This window comes from Ferrovibrio sp. (assembly GCF_017994015.1).
Taxonomy (GTDB): Bacteria; Pseudomonadota; Alphaproteobacteria; order Ferrovibrionales; family Ferrovibrionaceae; genus Ferrovibrio.
The window spans coordinates 16,074-34,584 of record NZ_JAGOLP010000028.1 but is presented as its reverse complement, the minus strand read 5'-3'; the positions used below and the strand labels follow the sequence as shown (position 1 = coordinate 34,584).

17 protein-coding genes are annotated in these 18,511 nt (G+C 62.2%); 8 read left to right on the top strand and 9 right to left on the bottom strand.

Features of this window, described 5'->3' with window-relative positions; all coding sequences use genetic code 11:
- Positions 1 to 53: 53 nt before the first annotated feature.
- From KBB36_RS13695 to KBB36_RS13665, 7 genes are all read right to left on the bottom strand, one after another.
- The gene (locus KBB36_RS13695) at positions 54 to 707 is read right to left on the bottom strand and encodes an HAD family hydrolase (protein WP_290981794.1); all 654 of its coding nucleotides are present in this window, start codon (positions 705 to 707) and stop codon (positions 54 to 56) included.
- A gap of 4 nt (positions 708 to 711) precedes the next feature.
- Positions 712 to 1,692 carry a protein-methionine-sulfoxide reductase catalytic subunit MsrP gene (msrP, locus tag KBB36_RS13690; RefSeq protein ID WP_290981791.1) on the bottom strand — a complete coding sequence of 327 codons (981 nt, stop codon included), beginning with the start codon at positions 1,690 to 1,692 and terminating at the stop codon, positions 712 to 714.
- A gap of 82 nt (positions 1,693 to 1,774) precedes the next feature.
- Positions 1,775 to 2,245: a Dps family protein gene (locus KBB36_RS13685; RefSeq protein WP_290981788.1), complete on the bottom strand. Its 471-nt coding sequence runs from the start codon at positions 2,243 to 2,245 to the stop codon at positions 1,775 to 1,777.
- A gap of 159 nt (positions 2,246 to 2,404) precedes the next feature.
- Positions 2,405 to 3,535 (bottom strand): bifunctional DNA-binding transcriptional regulator/O6-methylguanine-DNA methyltransferase Ada, encoded by a 1,131-nt coding sequence (gene ada / locus KBB36_RS13680; RefSeq protein ID WP_290981785.1) that lies wholly within the window; start codon positions 3,533 to 3,535, stop codon positions 2,405 to 2,407.
- Positions 3,536 to 3,592: 57 nt separating this feature from the next.
- Entirely contained in the window at positions 3,593 to 4,861 is a 1,269-nt protein-coding gene (locus tag KBB36_RS13675; protein WP_290981782.1) for an MFS transporter, read from the bottom strand.
- Positions 4,862 to 4,962: 101 nt separating this feature from the next.
- Positions 4,963 to 5,619, bottom strand: coding sequence for a hypothetical protein (locus tag KBB36_RS13670; RefSeq protein ID WP_290981779.1), 657 nt, complete (start codon positions 5,617 to 5,619; stop codon positions 4,963 to 4,965).
- A gap of 11 nt (positions 5,620 to 5,630) precedes the next feature.
- Positions 5,631 to 8,792 carry a CHAT domain-containing protein gene (locus KBB36_RS13665; RefSeq protein WP_290981777.1) on the bottom strand — a complete coding sequence of 1,054 codons (3,162 nt, stop codon included), beginning with the start codon at positions 8,790 to 8,792 and terminating at the stop codon, positions 5,631 to 5,633.
- 382 nt (positions 8,793 to 9,174) lie between these two features.
- Between KBB36_RS13665 and folP the strand changes: the two genes are divergently transcribed.
- The 3 genes from folP to thiD all read left to right on the top strand — a co-directional run bounded on the left by folP (position 9,175) and on the right by thiD (position 12,268).
- Positions 9,175 to 10,038, top strand: coding sequence for a dihydropteroate synthase (gene folP, locus KBB36_RS13660; RefSeq protein WP_290981774.1), 864 nt, complete (start codon positions 9,175 to 9,177; stop codon positions 10,036 to 10,038).
- Between the two features lie 74 nt (positions 10,039 to 10,112).
- Positions 10,113 to 11,462: a phosphoglucosamine mutase gene (glmM, locus tag KBB36_RS13655; protein ID WP_290981771.1), complete on the top strand. Its 1,350-nt coding sequence runs from the start codon at positions 10,113 to 10,115 to the stop codon at positions 11,460 to 11,462.
- Complete coding sequence (gene thiD / locus KBB36_RS13650) at positions 11,459 to 12,268, top strand: bifunctional hydroxymethylpyrimidine kinase/phosphomethylpyrimidine kinase (protein WP_290981768.1); 810 nt, start codon at positions 11,459 to 11,461, stop codon at positions 12,266 to 12,268. The genes glmM and thiD overlap by 4 nt, the downstream gene beginning before the upstream one ends.
- Here the strand turns inward: thiD and KBB36_RS13645 are convergent.
- Complete coding sequence (locus KBB36_RS13645; protein WP_290981765.1) at positions 12,265 to 13,698, bottom strand: L-lactate permease; 1,434 nt, start codon at positions 13,696 to 13,698, stop codon at positions 12,265 to 12,267. The two genes, thiD and KBB36_RS13645, sit on opposite strands and share 4 nt — an antisense overlap.
- Positions 13,699 to 13,704: 6 nt before the next feature.
- On the bottom strand, positions 13,705 to 15,117 hold the full coding sequence (locus KBB36_RS13640; protein WP_290981762.1) for a PLP-dependent aminotransferase family protein: 1,413 nt from the start codon (positions 15,115 to 15,117) through the stop codon (positions 13,705 to 13,707).
- A 104-nt stretch (positions 15,118 to 15,221) separates the two neighbouring features.
- Here KBB36_RS13640 and KBB36_RS13635 point away from each other — a divergent pair, with 104 nt between their 5' ends.
- The 5 genes from KBB36_RS13635 to KBB36_RS13615 all read left to right on the top strand — a co-directional run bounded on the left by KBB36_RS13635 (position 15,222) and on the right by KBB36_RS13615 (position 18,468).
- Entirely contained in the window at positions 15,222 to 15,488 is a 267-nt protein-coding gene (locus tag KBB36_RS13635) for a DUF1127 domain-containing protein (RefSeq protein ID WP_290981759.1), read from the top strand.
- 25 nt (positions 15,489 to 15,513) lie between these two features.
- Positions 15,514 to 16,314: a PhzF family phenazine biosynthesis protein gene (locus KBB36_RS13630; RefSeq protein WP_290981757.1), complete on the top strand. Its 801-nt coding sequence runs from the start codon at positions 15,514 to 15,516 to the stop codon at positions 16,312 to 16,314.
- Positions 16,315 to 16,431: 117 nt separating this feature from the next.
- Complete coding sequence (locus tag KBB36_RS13625; RefSeq protein WP_290981755.1) at positions 16,432 to 16,908, top strand: GNAT family N-acetyltransferase; 477 nt, start codon at positions 16,432 to 16,434, stop codon at positions 16,906 to 16,908.
- 59 nt (positions 16,909 to 16,967) lie between these two features.
- On the top strand, positions 16,968 to 17,822 hold the full coding sequence (locus KBB36_RS13620; RefSeq protein ID WP_290981752.1) for a crotonase/enoyl-CoA hydratase family protein: 855 nt from the start codon (positions 16,968 to 16,970) through the stop codon (positions 17,820 to 17,822).
- A 46-nt stretch (positions 17,823 to 17,868) separates the two neighbouring features.
- The gene (locus KBB36_RS13615; protein WP_290981749.1) at positions 17,869 to 18,468 is read left to right on the top strand and encodes a TetR/AcrR family transcriptional regulator; all 600 of its coding nucleotides are present in this window, start codon (positions 17,869 to 17,871) and stop codon (positions 18,466 to 18,468) included.
- The last annotated feature ends 43 nt before the right edge of the window (positions 18,469 to 18,511 follow it).

Below are 18,511 nucleotides of genomic sequence, written 5' to 3'. Positions count from 1 at the left end.
GGCCAGTTTTTGCTGGCCGGTTTTTTTTGTCCAAAATTCAGCCAGCTTCAAATTCAGGCGGCCAGTTCGGCGGCCAATTCCTGCATGTCACGCAGCAGCACGCAGCCCATCGCCGCAAAAGCTTCGTCGGCATCTGAAGGCTGTGGCCGATAGGCACGCACCTGCATGCCGGCGCGGATGCCGGCCGTGGCGCCGGGCAGGCTGTCTTCCACCACCAAGCAAGTTTCCGGCCGGGCGCCTAACTGGGCGGCGGCGAACAGGAACAGGTCGGGCGCCGGCTTGCCGTTCTGCACCTGCTCGGCACTGAACAGATGCGCGCCGAAATGCGGCGCCAGCCCGGTCAGATCAAGGCTGAGGCGGATTTTCTCCAGTTCCGAGGAGGAGGCGACACAACGCGGCCGGGTCAGCCCGGCCAGCAAAGCCGGCACGCCCGGAATCGGCACCAATTCGCGCCGCATGCGGGCATAGGTTTCGGCCTGCAAAACGTCGCGAAAGCCCTCGGGCAGCGCCAGGCCATACACCTCGCTTGCATGGCGAAAGCAGCTTTGCAGGCTCAGCCCGGTGAAATCCGCCGTCACCCGGGCTTCGTCTATCGCCGCATCAAGGCCGGCCTCGACCAGCTTTTCGTAGAATACCCGGTTCGCCAACGGCTCCGAATCAACCAGCGTGCCGTCGAGGTCAAAAATCACCAAGGCTGGAAAGGTCATGCACTCACATGAATAATTTGCGGCCCGCGCCGCCATCAATATCCTTATACAACGCCGCCACCTGCTCGCCATAGCCGTTATAGATCACGCTCGGGATGCGCTTGCCGGTGCCGATGATCTCTTCCGTGGCCTGGCTCCAGCGCGGATGCGCCACGGCCGGGTTCACATTGGCCCAGAAGCCGTATTCATCCGGCGCCAGGCCTTCCCAGAAGGTGCGCGGGCGCTCATTGGTGAAGCTGAAGCGCACGATGGATTTCACCGATTTGAAGCCGTATTTCCACGGCACTGCCAGGCGGATCGGCGCGCCCATCTGCTTCGGCAGCGGCTTGCCATAGGCGCCGGTGACCATGAAGGCCATGTCATGCATCGCCTCCGCCATGGTCAGGCCCTCGGTATAGGGCCAGGGATACCAATCCTGGCGCTGGCCGCGCGCCTCGTCGCTGCGCACAAAGGTCTGCATGCGCAGGAATTGCGCGCCATCCTTGGGCTTGGCCAGTTCCACCAGATGGCGCAGGGCAAAGCCGCTCCACGGCACCGTCATCGCCCAGGCCTCGACGCAGCGGAAGCGGTAGGCGCGTTCCTCCACCGGCATCTTGCGGATCAGTTCCTCGGCATCGATCTCAAACGGCTTTTCCACCAGGCCATCCACCTGGATGCGCCAGGGCTTGATGGTCAGATTCTGCGCTGTGTCATAGATGCGTTTGGTGGTGCCGAATTCGTAGAAATTGTTATAGGTGGTGGCCACCTTTTCCTCGGTCAGCGGCCGGCCGGGATCAAAGCCGGCATTCACCTTGGCCGGATAAAGCTCGGGCGCCACCAGTTGCGCCGCCTTGTCCTTGCCAAAGCCGGCGCGTGGCAGGCCGGCAAAACCGGCGGCAGCCGCACCGGCCAGGCCGAAAATCGCCTGGCGCCGATCCAGAAAAAATTTCTCCGGCGTGATCTCGCTTGCCTTCACATCCCAGATACGCCGCTGCCGGATCAACATCTGCCGCCTCCAAATAAAAAACGCCCGGGCAGAAGGTAACCCCTCCCGCGCCGGGCGCCAATCAAGCTTGAGTGAGGCCGGCTCACTTCTCCAGGAGCGAACGCAGCATCCAGGCGGTCTTTTCATGCACCTGCAAACGCTGGGTCAGCAGGTCGGCGGTCGGCTCGTCGCTGGCCTTTTCGGCGGCAGGGAAGATGGTGCGGGCGGTGCGCGCCACGGCCTCGTGGCCCTTCACCAGATTCTTGATCATGTCGGTGGCGGTGGGGATTTCCGCCTCTTCCTTGATCGAGCTGAGCTTGACGAACTGACCATAGGTGCCGGGTGCCGGGAAGCCCAGGGCGCGGATGCGCTCGGCCACGGCATCCACCGCCAGCGCCAGTTCGGTGTAATGCTGCTCAAACATCAGATGCAGGGTCTGGAACATCGGGCCGGTGACATTCCAGTGATAATTATGCGTCTTCAAATACAGCGTGTAAGTGTCGGCCAGCAGATGCGACAGGCCGTCGGCGATCTTCTTGCGGTCTTTTTCGGCAATGCCGATATCGATGTCCATTGGGGCACTCCTTTGTTTGGATTTCTTCATGGCTTACCTTTCCGGAATTACTTGAAGAATGTGGCAGCAGCATGGAAACGCAAGAGCAATGCCCGCATCCGCGCCGGCTTTTCAATCATATTTTGGCATGATCCGGCGCAAATGGACAGGTGCGCCGGATCATTCGGCAGCTTCCGCCTCCAGGATCGCCTGCTTGCGCGCCAGGCCCCAGCGATAGCCGCCCAGCCCGCCATCGCTGCGCAAGGCGCGGTGGCACGGCACCAGCACACCCAGGATATTGCTGCCGCAGGCCGAACCCACCGCGCGGGCCGCCTTGGGTTCGCCCAGGGCGATGGCGATTTCGCGGTAGCTGCGGGTCTCGCCGCGCGGGATCGCCGCCAGCGCCTGCCACACCCGGATCTGAAATGCCGTGCCGCGCAAATCCAGCGGCAGGGCGGCTTTGGGCTTGCGGCCGGCCAGCAGGTCGTCCAGCGCCGCCACCACCGGCCTGCCGGCGGCATCATCGCGTTCCAGCGTGGCGGCGGGAAACTCGGCCTGCAATTCCGCCAGCATGCTTGCGTCAGTCTCGCCCAGCAGCAAGGCGGCAATGCCGCGTGGGCTCTGCGCCACCAGCACGCGGCCCAGCCAGCCACCGCCGAAGCGAGAGGGCAGGATCGAAACCGTCAGTGCCAAGCCAGCGCCGCCGCGCCGGTAATCCGCCGGGGTCATGCCCAGCCAGCGGTCGGCTTTTTCATAAACCCGGCTCGGTGCGCCAAAGCCGGCGCCATAGATTGCATCGGTCACATCGGCCCCCTGTTTCAGTCCGGTTTTGAGCAATTCCACCCGCCTTGCCTCGGCATAGGCGCGCGGCGACAGGCCATAGGCGGCGGCAAACAGCCGTTGCAGATGCGTCGGGCTGATATGCGCCGCCTTGCCCAGGTCGGTCAGGCTCGGTGCCGGCTCGCCGGCGGCCAGCCGGGCATCAATCAATTGCCGCGCCCGTTCCAGCCGTTTGTCGGCATCCGGCAGGGTTTCCGGCCGGCAGCGTTTGCAGGGCCGGTAGCCGGCCGCCGCGGCGGCGGTCTGGTCGCTGAAGATGCGGATATTCTCACGCTTCGGCAGCCGGCTGGTGCAGGAGGGGCGGCAGAAAATCCGCGTTGAGCTTACGCCATACAGGAAGCGGCCATCCTGGCTCGCATCATTGGCGCGGATCGCGGCAAATTCGGCATCGTTCGGCTGCTTGCCAATATGGGGCTGCTTCCCGGGGGTGGGGCTGCCGGCGGTGGGTGGGGTCTGGCGTGTCTGTGTCATGCCCAGAAGCTAAGCCGGCCGGCGCCGCCCGGCTATCCGCTTTCTGCCATCTATATCTCAGGCGGCGGCCAGCGCTTCGCGCTGCCGGCCACGCTGGCGCAGCAGCATCCAGCCGATGATGCTCACATTCAGCAAATTGAAGGCCAGGCCGTTGAGCAGGGCGGCCTGATAGCTGCCGGTCAGGTCAAAGATATAGCCCGACATCCAGCCGCCCAGCGCCATGCCGCCCAAGGTGGATGAGATCGCCAGGCTGACGCGCAGGCCGGCCTGCTGCGGCGGAAACAATTCGCGCACGATGAAGGCATAGCTCGGCACAATGCCGCCCTGCACCAGCCCGAACAGGCCGGAAATGACATAGAGCGAGGCCAGGCCGTCAAACGGCAGGTAGAAGCTCAGCGCCAGGCCTTGCAGGATCGCGCCCAGCAGCAGGGTGGCCAGGCCGCCGATACGGTCCAGAATCCAGCCCGAAGCCAGCCGGCTGACAATGCCGCAGCCCAGCATCAGCGCCAGCATTTCGGCGCCGCGCGCCGGGCCATAGCCCAGATCAACGCAATAGGCCACGATATGCACCTGCGGCATCGACATGGCAACGCAGCAGCCCAGGCCGGCAAACAGCAGCAGCACCTGCACCGTATTCGGCGCCAGGCCCAGCGGCCGCGCGGCATTGCCCGGATTGCGCGCCGTGGCCGCCATCGGCGCCTGGCGCGGTGGCCGGCGCCGCAGCATCAGGCACAGCGGCAGGATGGTGACCAGGCAGAACAGGCCGATGCCGATATGGGTCTGGCGCCAGCCGAATTCGGCGATGAAATGCTCCACCACCGGCGGCCAGATCGCACCGGCAAAGTAATTGCCGCTGGCGCTTAAGCCGATGGCCAGGCCGCGCCGTTTGTCGAACCACAGCGAGGCATCGGCCAGCAGCGGGCCAAACAGCGCCGAGGCGCCCAGCATGCCGATGGCGATGCCATAGATCAGCGCCAGCATGGTCAGGCTGGTGGCAAAGGAAGCCAGCACATAACCCAGGCTCATGATCGTGGCGCCCAAAGCCACCGGCACCACGATGCCGAAGCGATCAGCCAGCCGGCCCATCAGCACCACACCCACCACAAAGCCCAGCATGGTCAGCGTGTAGGGCAGCGAGGCCCCGGCGCGCAACGCGCCGAATTCCGCCTGCACCGCCGGCAAAGCCACCACGATCGACCACATGCCCACGCCGCCAATGGTGCCAATAGCAATATTGGCCCCCAGCCGCGCCCAGGCATAACGCGATTCAATCAGCGAGTCTGGTTGGGATTCAGTCTGGTGATGCGGCGCGGTCTGTGGCGACACGGCTCGTTATCCTTGTTCCCGGCTATTCCATTTTCCACGGTAGGCAGGTGCAATCCGGCTGGCAATATGCCGGCCGGCACGGGATTGTCGGGGTGCAATTGCTAATGCAGTCTTAGCAAGCGAAGCAACAACGGGGCGACCGCACGCTCAGCGTCATCGGCAATCTCAAAAACAAGCTCTTGGCCCAGGAAGCTGGCTTTGTAGAGGCCCCCAGGAGCCAATGACACGCCGAGGCTGGCAAAATCCAGTCGTACCCTTGATGCCTTGAATAGGCGGATACGTTCTGCCTTGTCTAATCGCTCAAGCTTCATGCTGCCAGGCTGTGGCAGGGTTACCAGCGGTGTGGTTGACAGCAGGGTTATTGCTGCACTGGGCAGTTCCCGGTTGTTTTTCTGGCGAAAAACCATGACGGCGCTTTTCGACAATTCAGCGGCTGAAAGGTGCAATGCGCCACCACATTGGAGTTTTTCGCTAAAAACCTCCCCGCCGGAAACCCGGGAGTTTTCTGCTCCGATCTGAATCACGCCACCACTGATGATTTCCCGCAAGCAGGATTTCAGGTAGCCCAGCACAATTGTATCGGTGGGGTGCAATTTGATGCTCTGCCCTTCAACGAGATAGTCGAAAGCTGCCAACTTGATGCCGGCAGCCTGAACACTCTCGACGATTGCCACTGGCTCCGGCAGAGACGAAGCATATGCCGGAGCCGTCGCGCCAAGCAGCAGCGGCAAGGTCAACTTCCATAATTGAAATGACATGATGCACGGCCTCACTGTGTCATCACGGTTGCGCCATCCCCAACAACCGTAAAAGGCGCCCAGAATATTGGATGGGCATACGAGAATAACGGCTGGCCATTGCTGTTGCTGGCTCCTGGACCGTCAATCAACGCAGCCATCGCCTGCCGTGCCGCTTCAGCGCCTGTGATGCCTGGATTGCGCGCTTGGCGACTGAATAAATCCGTCGAAAATATGCGGGCGCTTGTGGTTTCAACCGGCCAATTAGATACAAGCATGGTTCGGGCGCCGGCATAGAAAAACGCACGGCCCAGGCCAGATATTGCTTCCGCTCCGGCGCCGTCGCCTGCGGCCGTGTTGCAGGCCGATAACACAACCCAGTCAGCATCAATCTTGAGATTGAGCACTTCTTCCATTGTCAGCAGGCCATCGTCTTCCGGGTCGGCCGCGTCATTTTGGGTCAGCGCTAAGGCTGGCTGCGACAGACCATCCAGGTCGCCTGGTATCAGGCCATGTGTGGCAAACATGATGACGCGGCGATTGGCCACCAGGCCGCTTTTCACTGATTTTTCCGTAGCCTGCTCGCGAATGCGCACATCCAGATTTGTATCGGCTCCAAGACTGGCCGCAACACTGCGCACTTCTTCTGCCGTCTCAGGCAACGGGGGCAGCAGGCTCAGATCAGCCGAGGATTGTTTTGTTGTATCGGGTATATTCCTGCGCCGCAGTTTTATGCCTCTGGTTGGACCAAGATCGGCAATGGTTTCATAGCTGGCCTCGTCATTCTTGTCGGAAAAAATAGGATCCGCAAAGCCGATAAATCTGCCCCGGCTTTGTGCGCCGGATGGCAGGCCGCGGAGCAGGGTGAGTGAGAAGACCGTGGGGGCCTGGGTTATGGCCGTTTTGCGCATCAGCCAGGATGCATCTCTGTATTGCGCAAATAATATTGTCGGCTGGGTTTGCGGCGGTGCTGGGTCGGTCAGAAAGAGCGAAAATGGCAACTGACTTAGTTCTTCATGCGGAACAATGATCAGGCTGTTGGAATTCGCCCAACCCTGCCGCACAGGCGCCAGCAGAAGATTAAACAAAGTATGCGCAGTCGTCAGGTCGAAATCTGGAATATCGCCCAGCGTGGCGGCTTGTGGGTCAAGCGCAACACGCAATAGGCGGACCTTTTCCGCCAACTCGGCGCGGTTGCTTTTGATCCGGGCAAAGGCGATCTGGCCAGTATGTGGCAAAGCCCAGACATAGCTTTGATCCTCTCCGGCATAGATGGCAATCAGGCTTTCGCCTGGTTTCAGCGCATTTCTTGCCTGCTGATAGTTCGTCATTTTGGGAGCGGTGAGGTTGGCATAGTCAGGAAAATGCCGCTCAATTTGCTGCCGTATATCCAGTCTTTCATTACGTAAGGCTTCAATATCACGCTGAAAGCCATCCACCACTCCAGTATCGCGCTGCTCTGCGGGCAAGGCGAACTGGTTGGTCAGCAATGTGGAATAAGCACTGATCTTGTTGCGTATGTCCTGCTCGCGGCGGATCAGTTCAGTCAGAAACGGATCATTGCTTTTTGCCCGCGCAGAATATTCGGCGATGGCGCGCTGTACGTTATGCCCCTTCATTGTATCGGCGATTTGGAATGCCCGCTCCCAATCTTCGGCATTGCCGCCGGTCAGGATGGCAAGATATGCCTCGATGATGATCTTTCTGCGCACATCTTTTAATGCCGGCAGATTCCGATTTTCATCTGATTGTGGTGCCAGTAAGGGCAGATACACAGCATCAAATTCAGCGCGTGCGCGTGCCGCTTCACCATTTTTAGCGATTGCTACAGCCCGCAATCCTCTGGCTTCGATTGTTGTGATATGCTTCTCGCCCAGCCTCTCCCGCAGATCGCGATATGTTTTATCCAGGTTGTCATAAGCTTCTGCATGCCGCTGGCTGCCTATAAGTGCCAAGCCGATATCGTGATTGCCCAGAACATGCGACCGCATGGCCCAAGGGTCGCTGGAAAAGTCCGCAACCATCTTTGTGTAGATTCGCGCCGCTTCATCAAAGCGTTTCTGCCCCAGCAATGAGGAAGCGAGTATTCTAGTCGGCCAGCCCATCAGCCGTGTTTCCCCAGAGAGGCCGGTTTTCAGCAATGTATCCAGCGAATAGCGGGTTATTTTCTCGGCCTCGGCCAAACGCCCTTGTTCTACCAATGTGGCGGCCAGAGTTACCAGCGCCTCTGCTGCTGTTGCGCTTTGGCGCTCACCACCGCGAAATTTTTTTGTCAGTATTTTCCGGGCAATAGTTTCAGCCTCCAGCAGGCGGCCTTGATGGATGTAGACCTCCGTAAGTTTGCGCATTGTGTAATCGCGATGCGAGGAATAGAGCAGCCTGTTGACAATGCTGGTGTTGGTTTTGCTCACGCGCTCGATATCGAGTTCCCGCAGCCTTACTTCTTCCAGCAGCATCTCCTCGGCATCGGCATAGCGACCTTCGGCTATCGCAACATGGCTACGCGCATAGAGTAGCTGCGCGCGTCGGTCATTGCCCCAGATGTTATTGTCATTCCAGGAAAGCGAGGTGGTGTAGAGCCGCTCGGACTCTGCCAGATAGGTTTTCGCTTCCGCAAGACTACCGAATTCAGCTTCTAACGCCACAAGGCTGGTGATTATTACTAGCCGGCGTCCCAGACTGGGACGATTGAGCATGCGTTCGATGCGCAATTCCTTTGCGCGCCGCATATCGCCAGCATAGCGCTCAATCTGGCTGAGCAAGTTTGCCGCGTGATCGTAGAGCGATGGTAAGGAGGTTTTTATTGCCTGCGCCACGCTATAAGCCGTGCGGGCTTCGATCAGGCTGCGATCCAAATACCCCAGCAGGAAGTATGCCTCCATACGGCGCAAATGAAAATCTACCAGGATTTTGGCATCGGTGTTGCGGGGCAGGGGTGCTTCGCTGATTAGCTTTTCATATCTTTGCCTGAATTCCGCCACGAGCGGTGTTTCGGCGCTATTATTGCCAACCAGATCGGCGATATCGACAATTGATCTTGGGGGTGGCGCCGTGGCAGATCTTTCACGGCTGATTGTGGGGGCGATTTGCCGGGCCTGATCAATTGTAATGGCAGGTTTTTGCGCCTCGCAGCCAATCAGGCCGGCAGCCAGGGTAAAAACGGCAATCTTTGCTGCATCTTTTGCCTTGACCATACGCCCCCCTGTGGCCGGTTCGGCTCATTTGCAATTATGCGAAAAGTCACAATCCTTGTTTCGGAAACATCCTTCGGTTTTAATCATGTGAGTGGTAATGCGTCTAAAATGGATTGTATTCCGGCAAATATCAATCAAACGGTTGCAATAGCCAGATGAAGCCGGGCCGTTGCAACAATCTAAGCCATTTTTGAGTTATTGGCTTGCTTTAATGAAACAATGTGAGAACATAATGGCGTAAGATTGGTAATTTTATGTCGTCCAGATGAGCGCCGACAAACTTGAACGGCAGACAAACTTGCACGAATGTCCGGGAGCACGCGGGAATACCAGCGAAGCGTTTTGAACCCCGGCGAAGCGTTTTGAACCATAGCGAGACAGCATGACCCTGTTGCCGAACCGCCCGGAAGCTTTGCCGATGCCGCGCCCTTTGCTGGGTTGGGATTGGTCGCGGCCGCTGGTGATGGGCATCGTCAATGTCACCGATGACAGTTTCTCCGGCGATGGCCTGAAAGGCGAGGCCGGGGCGGCCATTGCCCAGGCCCGCGCCATGATCGCGGCCGGCGCCGACCTGATCGATCTGGGCGCGGAATCGACCCGGCCCGGCGCCGCGCCGGTTTCTGTGGCGCAGGAAATCGACCGCCTGCTGCCGGTGGTGCAGGCGCTGGCGGATTGCGGCGTGCCGCTCAGCGTGGATACCCGCCATGCCGCCACGATGGCCGCCTGCCTTGCTGCCGGGGCGCAGATCATCAATGATATCAGTGCGCTGGAAGACGATCCGGCGGCGCTTGCGGTGGTGGCCGAAAGCCAGGCCGCCGTGGTGCTGATGCACAAGCAGGGCCAGCCGGCCAGCATGCAGCAGGCGCCGCGCTATGATGATGTGGTGGCGGAAGTGCTGGCCTATCTGCAAACCCGGGCGGCGGCCTGCATCGCTGCCGGCATCGCGCCGGAGCGCATCATCCTCGATCCCGGCATCGGCTTTGGCAAAACCCAGCCGCATAACATCACGCTGATGCAGGCGCTGCCGCGTTTCCGCGCCGATGGTTATGCTCTGCTGCTCGGCGTGTCGCGCAAGAGCCTGATCGGTCATCTCACCGGTGAGACCCAGCCCAGCCTGCGTATCCCCGGCTCGGTGGCGGCGGCTTTGTGGGGCGCGGTGCAGGGCGCCAATATCCTGCGTGTGCATGATGTGGACAAGACCGTGCAGGCTTTGCGGGTTTGGCAGGGTCTGGCCGCTATGGCATAGTCCGCGCCAGGATAATCAGCCGATTCGGGTGTTGCCTGGCGCCCCGTCAGTACCGGCTTTCCGCGAGGGTTTTAATGGCACGACGCTTTTTCGGCACCGATGGGATACGCGGCCTGGCCAATGCCGAGCCGATTTCGGCGGCCACGGCGCTGAAGGTCGGCATGGCAGCGGGCGCCTATTTCACCCGCGGCGACCATCGCCACCGGGTGCTGATCGGCAAGGATACCAGGCTGTCCGGCTACATGCTGGAGCCGGCCCTGGTGGCTGGCTTCACCGCCGTGGGCATGGATGTGTTCATGGTCGGGCCGCTGCCCACCCCGGCCGTGGCAATGCTGACCCGGGCGTTGCGCTGCGATCTCGGCGTGATGATCTCGGCCTCGCATAATCCGTATCATGATAACGGCATCAAGCTGTTTGGCCCGGATGGCTACAAACTCTCCGATGCCGCCGAAAGTGAGATCGAGGCGATGATTCTGGGTGAGGCGCCGGCCCCTTTGGCGGCGCCTGACAAGCTTGGCCGCGCCAAGCGGCTGGAAGATGCCGGCGGGCGTTATGTCGAATTCGCCAAGGCCACCTTGCCCAAGGGGCAGAAGCTGAGCGGCCTCAAAGTGGTGGTGGATTGCGCCAATGGCGCCGCCTACAAGGTGGCGCCGGCCGTGCTGTGGGAACTGGAAGCCGAGGTGATCCCGATTGGCGTGAAGCCGGATGGTTTCAATATCAACCAGGCTTGTGGCTCCACCCATCCGCAGGCCTTGCAGGCCGCCGTGCTGGAGCATGGCGCCGCGATCGGCCTGGCGCTGGATGGTGATGCCGACCGGCTGATGATGGTGGATGAACGTGGCCAGGTGATTGATGGCGACCAGCTTATGGCCATCGTGGCGGAAAGCTGGCTCGCCCAGGGCAAGCTGGCACGCGGCGGCCTGGCCGCCACGGTGATGTCGAATCTCGGCCTGGAGAAATTCGTCAACCGCCTGGGGCTGGAATTGAAGCGCACCCAGGTGGGGGATCGTTATGTGCTGGAAGCGATGCGCGAGTTTGGCTTCAATCTGGGCGGCGAACAATCCGGCCATATCATCCTGTCGGATTTCGCCACCACCGGCGATGGCCTGATTGCCGGCTTGCAGGTGTTGGCGGCCCTGGTTGATTCCGGCCGCAAGGCATCGGAATTCTGCCGCCGTTTTGAGCCTTATCCGCAAGTGCTGCGCAATGTGCGCATTGCGCGCGGCAGCAAGCCGCAGGATTTGCCCGCCGTGCGTGCCGTGATCGAGGCCGGCGAGCGCCGCCTGGCTGGCAATGGCCGCGTGCTGATCCGGCCTTCCGGCACCGAGCCCTTGATCCGCGTGATGGCCGAAGGCGAAAATGAAGCGCTGGTGGATGATGTGGTCAGCAGCATCGTGGCGGCGCTGGAACAGGCGGCGGCATGAGCGTGAATAACCGCAATCGTGGCCGCGTGCTGATCGTGGCCGGCTCGGATTCCGGCGGCGGCGCCGGCATCCAGGCCGATATCAAGACCGTGACCGCGCTGGGCGGCTATGCCGCCACCGCGATCACCGCGCTGACCGCGCAGGATACCGTCACCGTACATGCGGTGCATGATGTGCCGGCCGAATTTGTGGCGCAGCAGATGCGCGTGGTTTTGCGCGATATCGGCGCCGATGCGATCAAGACCGGCATGCTGAACCGGCCCGAGGTGATAACTGCCATTGTCTCGGTGCTGGATGAACTGGCCGCCGATGTGCCGCTGGTGGTGGACCCGGTGATGGTGGCCAAGGGCGGCGCCCGGCTGTTGCAGCCTGAGGCCGAGGTGGCGCTGATCGAGCAATTGATTCCGCGCGCCGCCGTGATCACGCCCAACCTGCCGGAAGCTGCCGCGCTGATCGGCCGGCCGATCGAAGGTATTGCCGCGATGGAGCAGGCGGCGCGTGACCTGCTGGCCTTGCGGCCGGCAGCGGTGTTGCTCAAGGGCGGCCATCTGGAAGGTGATGAACTGGTGGATCTGCTGCTCACCCGCCAGGATATGCAGCGTTTCAGCAGCACCAGGCTGCATACCACCTCCACCCATGGCACCGGCTGCACCCTGGCCTCGGCGATTGCCACCGGCCTGGCGCTGGGCCAGCCTCTGGCCGAGGCGGTGGCCGATGCGCGGCGCTATGTGCGCCGGGCGATGGAAACCGCGCCCGGCTTCGGCCATGGCCATGGCCCGCTCAATCACGGCCACCGGCTGGTTTAGTAGATAAGCAGCAAGGCGGCGGCCAGGCCAAAGCCGGGCAGCAGCATCAGCCCGGCATAAGGCAGGGCGGCGCGCAGCAGGTGGCGCTCCTGGCCCGGAATGCCGGCAAAGGCACAGGCCAGCGCCAGCTTGCCGGCGAACAGGCAGCTTATCAGGCTGGCGGTGCTGCTTTGCAGGCCGGCCAGCCAGGCCAGCGGTAGCCCGGTCTGCTGTGCCAGCGCGGCCTGGATCGGCAACAGCAGGCTGTTGGAGGCGGTGTTGCTGCCGGTGAGCCAGCCGGCCAGGGCGGCAAAGGCCGGGCTGCCAAGCGGTGCCGCCGCGCCGGTCAGCTCGCCCCAGCCGCGTGCCAGCGCTTCGGCCATGCCGCCGCCGGTGTAAAGCCGCGCCATCACCAGAAAAATCAGCGTCGATAGCACGGCAATGCGGCCGCCGCGCCAGGAACGGCGCAGGATATCCGGCAGTTGGCGCAGTTCGCCTCGACCGAGCAGGGTGGCCAGGGCGGTGAGCAGCAGCAGCGTGCCAGTATAGTAAAATGGCGGCAGGGCCGGCATGTCGGGCCAGGGCTGCCAGGCCAGCAGCGGGCGTAGCGTGTCGCTCAGGCCGGGCAGCAGGCGGGTCGGCAGCAGCAGCGCGATCAGCAGGCCATAGGGCAACACCAGGCGCCACGGCACCCGGCCGGCCAGGGTTTCGCGCCAATACAGCAGCGCCAGCAACGGCGCCGTGGCCAGCAGGCCGGCGGCATCCACCGCGCCGCTGGCATTGCCCAGGATCAGCAGGCCGATCAGCGCCAGCACCAAAGCCAGTTCGATCAGATATTCCCGCCCGGTTGCGGCGATGCCGGCGCGGCGCAGCCGCTGCCAGAACCAGCCCAGCAGCAACAGCGGCACCGGGATTGTGGCATAGGCGATATGCAGGCCAAAGCTGCTCAGCGGCAATTGCGCCAGGGCGGCGCCGATCAATGTGCCGATGGCCAGCGCACCCCATGGCACCAGCATCTGGCTGATCAGGCTCAGCAGGGCGGCGGGCAGTGGCTTGAAGCCCAGCCGCAGCAGGCCGGCGATACTGACGGCAAAGCCGACGCCGAAGCCGATGGCCGATTCCACCAGTGGCCCGGCGATGAAACACAGGATGAAGGCGGCCAGATGCGGGCGGCGCGGTGTGCTGTCTGCCTCAGGCTGGGCCGTGTTGTCTTGCAAGGCATGGTGAAACACCAGCCCGGCCAGCATCACGCCGGCAGAGAATAGCGCCAGCCAGGCACCTTTCAGGGTTTCGGTCAGCACCAGCGGCCAATAGGGCAAAGGCGCCTGCAAGGCAGCCAATAAGGTGGCGGCCAGGCCGCAGGCGCCGGCATGCAGCAGCGGCAGCCGGCTTGCCAGCACCAGCGCGCCAACCAGCAGGATCGGCGCCAGATAGGCGATCAGCTCAAACAAGCTGGCTCAGACAATGCCGCGCCGCGCCTCGGGGCGGCGGTCAAGCAGGCTGCGCAACCGGCGCAGGCCTTCCAGCAATTCCTCGCGGCTGGGCGATGGGGCGAGCGAAACACGCACCCAGGGCGCCGGGTTGGTGCGATGATCCGGCACAAACGATGTGCAGCCGGCAATGCGCACCCCCTGCATCAATGCCTGGGCGGTGAAATCGTTGGATTGCCATGGCTCGGGCAGTTCAACAAAACAATGCAGGCTGGCGGGATGGCTTTTCAGTCGATAGCCGGCGAAGATTTCTTCCGCCATGCGCTGCCGTATAGCGGTTTCCTCGCGCAATTGCTCCAGCATCTCAACGGCGGTGCCGTCTTCGATCCATTGCCGCACAATTTCCTGGTTGAGCCGCGGGTTATTCACCGCGATGGCATGCTGGGCATCGGCAAAGCGCTCGATCAGCGCCAACGGTGCCGCCAGCCAGCCAACGCGCAGGCCTGGCGCCATACATTTTGAGGCGCTGGTGATGTAGATGGTGCGCTCCGGTGCCAGCGTGGCAATCGGCACAGGCCGCTCCGCCACGATGAAGCCATATACATCATCCTCAACGATGGTGAGATCATGCCGCCGCGCCACATCCACGATGGCCTGACGCCGCTCCAGCGGCATGCTGGCATTGGTCGGGTTATGGATTGTTGGTTGCAGCATCACAGTGCGTGCGCCGGTCTGCCGCACGGCTTCGTCCAGCGCTTCCGGCAGCATGCCGTGATCATCCATCGCCACGGCATGCAGCGTGGCCGAGCGTAATTGTGCATTCTCGTGGATGCCGCCATAGGTGAGCGATTCCACCAGCACGGTTTCGCCGTCATCCACCAGCGCCGCCATCACGATGGCGATGGCCTGCTGTGCGCCGGCGGTGGCAATCACCTGTTCCGGCGACAGTTTCAGCCCGGTGCGGCCGATCCATTGTGCCGCGGCAGCACGATGCGCCGGATCGCCCAGCGAGCGGCTATAGCCGAGCAGGTGCTCCAGCCCGCCGCGCGCAGCCAAAGTGCGCAGCGAACGCCGCATGATGGCATCGTAATTCGGCAGCACCGGCTCGTTATGCGACAATTCGATCAGGCCCGGCACACGCAGATTCTGGATCGGCACCAGATCACCCAGCGGTTCCGCCGAGGGTGCATCGTCATTGCTGGTGCGTACAAAGGTGCCGCGGCCGACTTCGCCTGATAGCAGGCCCTTCTGCTCCGCCAACATGTAGCCACGGCTGACCGTGCCCACAGTGACGCCCAGCTTCCAGGCCAGATCGCGTTGCGGCGGCAATCGGCTGCCCGGCGGCAATTCGCCAGAGCGAACCGCAGTTTCAATGGCCGTGGCCAGTGCCTGGTAGCGCGGGCCGGGGAATTGTTCGAGGTTGGGCGTCCATATTGTCATGGTGACAATATTTACATTGACTGCATCAATGTGTCAATGTCAAATGCGCCTCACACATTGAAGCCCTTCAATGTAACGCAATCCAAGGAGAATGAGGCAGTGTCATGGCAGAATGTATCGATACAATTGGACAGTCACCCTATTTAGGTCCGGCGGAGCGGCTGTTCGGCTCGCTCGGTCGGGCCGTGGATCGGATCGGCAAGTCCGCCGCCGAGGGTATGGTGGCGATGGTGCTCGGGCTGCTGGAATGGCAGCGGCGGGCCGATGAACGGGCGACGTTGCAGACGTTGTCTGATGAGATGCTGCGGGATGTGGGTCTGAGCCGGGCGGATATCGCTGGCGAGGCCGGCAAGCCGTTCTGGCTTCGATAAGTTTTAGGCAGCAAGGAAACCGGCTATGGGCTTGCCGATCTATCAGGTTGATGCTTTCGCCGATGCGGTGTTTGGTGGCAATCCCGCTGCCGTAATGCCGCTGGCGCATTGGCTGCCCGATGCCACCTTACAGGCGATCGCCGCCGAGAATAATCTGGCGGAGACCGCCTTCCTGGTGCCATCGGATCAGCAAGCGGGCCGTTATGGCCTGCGCTGGTTCACGCCATTGGTGGAAGTTGATCTGTGCGGCCATGCCACGTTGGCCAGCGCCTGGGTGGTGTTCAACAAGCTGGCGCCAAGCCTGACCGATGTGGTGTTTGATACCCGTAGCGGCGCGTTGCGCGTGGCACTGGATGGTGAATCGGGCCGGCTGACGATGGATTTTCCGGCCCGTATTGCCCAGCCGGTGGCGCCGCCTGCCGATCTGGTGGCGGCATTGGGTGCTGCGCCGCGCGAGGTGTTGAACGCACAAGCCTATCTGGCGGTATATGACAGCGCCGAAGCTGTGCGCGCCTTGCGGCCGGATATGGCTGCGCTGGCTGCCATTGAGCGCTATGGCATCATTGCCACAGCACCGGGCGACAAACCCGGTATCGATTGCGTGTCGCGCTTTTTCGCGCCGCGTGTCGGTGTGCCGGAAGACCCGGTCACCGGCTCGGCGCATTGCACCATCGTACCTTATTGGGCGGCTCGGCTCGGCCGCCCGGAGATAACCGCCTATCAGGCTTCGGCGCGCGGCGGGCTGCTTTATTGCCGCCATGAAGGCGAGCGGGTGCGCATGGCCGGCAAGGCCGTGCTGTTTCTGGAAGGTGTTGTCCACCTGTAAACAACGCCTGATATGGCTTTGGACCCGGTCGCATCGATGTCCCCGAAGGATGCGACCGTCAGGGCGGGGTGCGCTGTCCCTGTTGCGCATCCCGCCCAAACCCTTTTCGATAGCGGCATGACCAATGCCATCCTGATTCGGCCAGCCAGCGGCGCGGCCGACATGCTAACCGCTCGGCGGCTGTTTCAGGCCTATGCCGATTCGCTGGATTTCAGCCTCAGTTTTCAGGATTTTGCGGCTGAATTGGCCGGCCTGCCGGGAAAATATGCCGAAGCGGCCGGCGGTGCGCTGCTGCTCGGCCTGCTTGGCGGCAATGCCGCCGGCGTGGTGGCCTTGCGGCCGCTGGAACCGGGTATCTGCGAAATGAAGCGGCTCTATGTTGGCCCCGAGGGGCGCGGCAGCGGGCTTGGCCGGCTGCTGGCCGAGGCGGTGATCGCTGAGGCGCGCCGGCTTGGTTATGCCTATATGCGGCTGGATAGCCTACAGCGCATGCAGGCCGCCAACCGGCTCTATGACCGCCTCGGCTTCGGCGATATTGCGCCATATTATAATAATCCGATGCCGGATATCCGCTACCGCGAGTTAAAATTATGAACACTGTTCATTCTAATGAACGATGATAAAGTGGCCTCACCAGAAACTGGGAGGAAACCATGACCGACAGCAATCCAGTGGTGCTTTACGAGCGTGATGGCCGCATCGCCCGCATCACCCTGAACCGCCCCGAGCATCTCAACGCCATCAATGATGAACTGCCCGATGCGCTGAAGGCCGCCGTGGAGCGTGCCAATTGGGATGACGAGGTGCATGTCATCGCGCTGACCGGCGCCGGCCGGGCCTTCTGCGCCGGTTATGACCTGAAGGCCTATGCCGAGGCGCCGCGCCCGGTGAAGGGCAGCCAGGACATGCCCTGGGACCCAATGGTGGATTACCAGTGGATGCGCCATTGCACCGATTGTTATTTCAGCCTGTGGCGTTCGCTCAAGCCGGTGGTGACCAAGGTGCGCGGCTTTGCCGTGGCCGGCGGCAGCGATATCGCGCTCTGCTCTGATCTGGTGGTGATGGCGGATGATGCCCGCATCGGTTATCCGCCGGCGCGCATCTGGGGTTGCCCCACCACGGCGATGTGGGTTTATCGCCTGGGTGCTGAACGTGCCAAGCGCATGCTGCTGACCGGCGATCTGATCGATGGCCGCACCGCCAAGGAATATGGTTTGGTGATCGATGCAGTGCCGGAGGCGCAACTGGACGATTATGTGGAAGACCTGCTCGGCCGCATCGCCAGTGTGCCGAAGAACCAGTTGATGATGCAGAAGCTGATGGTGAATCAGGCGCTTGATAATATGGGCCTGACTTCGACCCAGACCCTGGCCACGGTGTTTGACGGCATCACCCGGCATAGCCCGGAAGGTGTGGCCTTCAAGGCGCGCTGCGAGCAAGTGGGCTTCAAGGCAGCGGTGAAGGAGCGCGATGGCGGCGATCCGTTATCGTGGAAAAATGCCCGCTGATCCTGGGCGTGGCGCCACGAAGGCTAGCCCCAAGGGTGAACGCCGCTTGGCACTGGCGACCTTCAAGCGTGATGCGATCATCACGGCCGCGCGCCAGGTTTTTGCCGCCCAGGGCCTGGAAGGCGCCACCATCCGGGCCATTGCCGAAGCCGCCGGCATCGCGCCCGGCACGGTGTATCTGCAATTCGACAGCAAGGAGGCGATCTATGCCGAGATGCTGACCGCTTCATTGGCCGACCTGCTGAAAAGCCTGCGCGAAGCGGTGGCGCCCGCCATGCCGCCCGCTGAGCGCCTGCTGGCCGGCGCGCTTGGTTTCTACCGCTTCTACCAGCACCGGCCAGAGGATCTGCATCTGGGCCTGTATCTGGCCCAGGGGCTGAAGCCGACCGGCCTCAGCCCGGCACTGGACCGCATGCTGAATGGCCGCCTGATCCAGTGTTTTGCCCTGCTGGGCGAGGCGATCCAGGCCAGTGGTTTGAATGATCCGGAGCAGGTGCGGCGCGAAACCGTTGATCTGGTGGGCAGCATCTGCGGCACGCTGCTGTTGCAGGCCACCGGCCGGCTGCGGATGCTGGGCGATGACGGCGAGGCGGTGATACAGCGCCAGGTCGGCCATCTAGTCGAGCGCTTGCACGCGCCGCGATAAGCGGCGAACATGGTCGCCCGCCTTTGCGCAGCCATAAAACAAA